This is a genomic window from Thioalkalivibrio denitrificans (assembly GCF_002000365.1).
GTDB classification, from domain to species: Bacteria; Pseudomonadota; Gammaproteobacteria; order Ectothiorhodospirales; family Ectothiorhodospiraceae; genus Thioalkalivibrio_A; species Thioalkalivibrio_A denitrificans.
In genome coordinates this window covers 1-1,646 of sequence record NZ_MVBK01000164.1, presented here as the reverse complement: position 1 = coordinate 1,646, position 1,646 = coordinate 1, and the positions used below count along the sequence as shown (strand labels likewise).

Below are 1,646 nucleotides of genomic sequence, written 5' to 3'. Positions count from 1 at the left end.
CCCCAACCCTCCCCCGCAAGCGGGGGAGGGGGTTTGTCGGACAAATCCGCCGGGAGCGGATTTGAACAGCCGACAGGCTGGCCCGAAGGGTGGAGGGAGTTTTTTCCCTCTCCCTCAGGGAGAGGGTTAGGGTGAGGGTGGTTTGAGCGCCCCATGGCCCCTGAGAATCGGCCCGCTCCACGATCCACCCAGGGCATTAAACCTTGTAAATCACGGAATATAATCCATAATATGCAAATGATTGAGCGCCGTCTCCATGGATCGGTTCTGGAACATTTGCAGCAATTCCCGGCGGTTGCCTTGCTCGGGCCGCGTCAGGCCGGGAAAACGACCCTGGCGGAGATGATTCGGGCGGACAAGCCTGATTCCGTCTACCTTGATCTTGAGAGCCCGGCCGATCGCGCCAAGCTGATCGATCCTGAGTCCTATCTCGCGCGGTTCGAGGACGAGTTGGTCATCCTGGACGAAGTCCAGCGCGTGCCGGAGCTGTTTCAGCCCTTGCGCGGCCTGATCGACAGGGCGAGGCGCCGAGGGGTGGCGAACGGGCGTTTCCTGCTGCTCGGATCGGCATCCGGAGACTTGTTGCGCCAGTCCGGCGAGAGTCTGGCAGGGCGCATCGCCTACCTGGAACTGCCCCCCTTTCAGGTCTCTGAAATCGAGCAGGGGCTGCATGATCAGCTCTGGGTGCGGGGCGGGTTTCCGGACAGCTTTCTGGCGAGCGGGGACCGGCAAAGCCAGATCTGGCGGCGTAATCTCATCAGCACCTATCTCGAGCGCGACATCCCGTCCTACGGCACACGCGTCCCTGCCGAAACCCTGCTGCGGTTCTGGACCATGCTGGCCCACAATCAGGCCGGCCTCCTGAATGTGTCGCAGTTGGCCAGAAACCTGATGCTCGATACCAAGACGGTCAATCGGTATCTGGATCTTCTGTCAGATCTCTTTCTGGTGCGACGGCTGTTGCCCTGGCACGCCAATGTCGGCAAGCGCCTGGTCAAGGCACCCAGGACCTTTATACGTGACAGTGGTCTGGTGCACGCCCTGCTGAGTATCGGTACTCTGGATGACTTGTTGGGGCATCCCGTCGTCGGTGGCAGTTGGGAAGGCTTCGTCGTTGAGAACCTGCTCAATGCAGCTCCGTTCAACACGGCGGCCGGTTTCTATCGAACCGGCGGCGGGGCCGAGATCGATCTTGTGATGGAGGTTCCCGGAGCGGGTTTGTGGGCCGTCGAGATCAAACGGGGTGTGGAAGCCAGACCGAGGCGCGGCTTCTATCGGGCATGCGAGGATCTGCAGCCTGACAAGCGGTTCATGGTATACCCGGGGAGCGACCGTTATTCGATCGGCGATGGCGTTGAGGCCATCGGTCTGTCGTTGCTGGTTTCGGACCTGTTGGCCACCGCCACATGAATGACACCGAAGCGCCATTGGGTCGGGCTGCGAACAATACATCCTCCACGGGGGAGGGGGTTTTTCCCCTCTCCCTCAGGACAAATCCGCCGGGAGCGATTTTGAACAGCCGGCCCGAAGGGTGGAAGGGCGGGACGCCCGGAATTTGAGGTCAGGGCGAGGGTGGGTTTCCTTGCAACTTGAGACTTGCCACTTGCCACTCTATCCGGGCCCCCACCCCAGCCCTCCCCCGCAAG

At 61.4% G+C, this 1,646-nt stretch carries 1 protein-coding gene; it reads left to right on the top strand.

Annotated features, from left to right (window positions below; all coding sequences use genetic code 11):
- The first annotated feature begins 231 nt into the window (after positions 1 to 231).
- Entirely contained in the window at positions 232 to 1,410 is a 1,179-nt protein-coding gene (locus B1C78_RS17250; RefSeq protein ID WP_245795486.1) for an ATP-binding protein, read from the top strand.
- Positions 1,411 to 1,646: the final 236 nt, after the last annotated feature.